Origin of the sequence: Corynebacterium pilbarense (assembly GCF_026930265.1) — a bacterium.
Taxonomy (GTDB): domain Bacteria; phylum Actinomycetota; class Actinomycetes; order Mycobacteriales; family Mycobacteriaceae; genus Corynebacterium; species Corynebacterium pilbarense.
The window spans coordinates 1-688 of record NZ_JANRML010000086.1 but is presented as its reverse complement, the minus strand read 5'-3'; the positions used below and the strand labels follow the sequence as shown (position 1 = coordinate 688).

Annotated in this window: 2 protein-coding genes; both read right to left on the bottom strand. The window is 39.0% G+C overall.

Going from position 1 to position 688, the window contains the following annotated elements:
* Positions 1-89 precede the first annotated feature (89 nt).
* A complete protein-coding gene (locus NUW87_RS11435; protein ID WP_269028649.1) occupies positions 90-509 on the bottom strand; it encodes a C2HC-type zinc finger protein in 420 nt (139 codons plus the stop codon).
* Positions 510-515: 6 nt separating this feature from the next.
* The coding region (locus NUW87_RS11895; protein ID WP_369127941.1) for a gag-polypeptide of LTR copia-type domain-containing protein at positions 516-688 on the bottom strand (173 nt) is incomplete at its 5' end.

The following is a 688-nucleotide window of genomic DNA, read 5'->3' as shown; positions in this document are numbered from 1 at the left end:
ATAGAAATCAAATTTTTGACCAATCCTAGGATGTGCAGAACACTAGGTAGTGTTCTAATCCTTCCATCTATGAACATCAACTTGAATTTTCATCGTCCTATGATTCTGTTTGTCGAGTCATCACCTAAGAAAACATTACCTCCATCATACCTTTCATATTTGCAGAACCACTCCCTATGGGGAATCATATGAAAGGATGCACCAGAGTCAACCAACCATGCCTCATGATCTACATGTGTGCTTGAAGAAGCCAAGTTCACATCCCCTCCTTCCTTGGAGGTCTTTTCTTCTGTAGAAGAAGATTCTTCAGATCCCTTCTTTTTCTCAACTTTATATCTACACTGCTTCTTGTAGTGCCCTTCTTTTCCACATCTCCAACATACCTTTCCAAACTTTCCAGGAGATTTAGATCTACCCTTAGACTTAGATCTCCCACTTAAGAAATTAGATCTATTTCTTTCTTGGGAACGTCCTCTTGCAAATAATGCGTCTGTGCTATGTCCTTCCATATTCTTTCATCTCATCTCCTCCGACAACAAGGACGAGACCACTTCTTCAAACTTCAAAGAAGTTGTATTACTACCTATGGCCACAACCAGACTATCCCACGAGTCTGGTAAAGAACACAACAAACTGATACATTTATCTTCATCTGAAATTTTAATATCAACAGATACTAACTGACTTA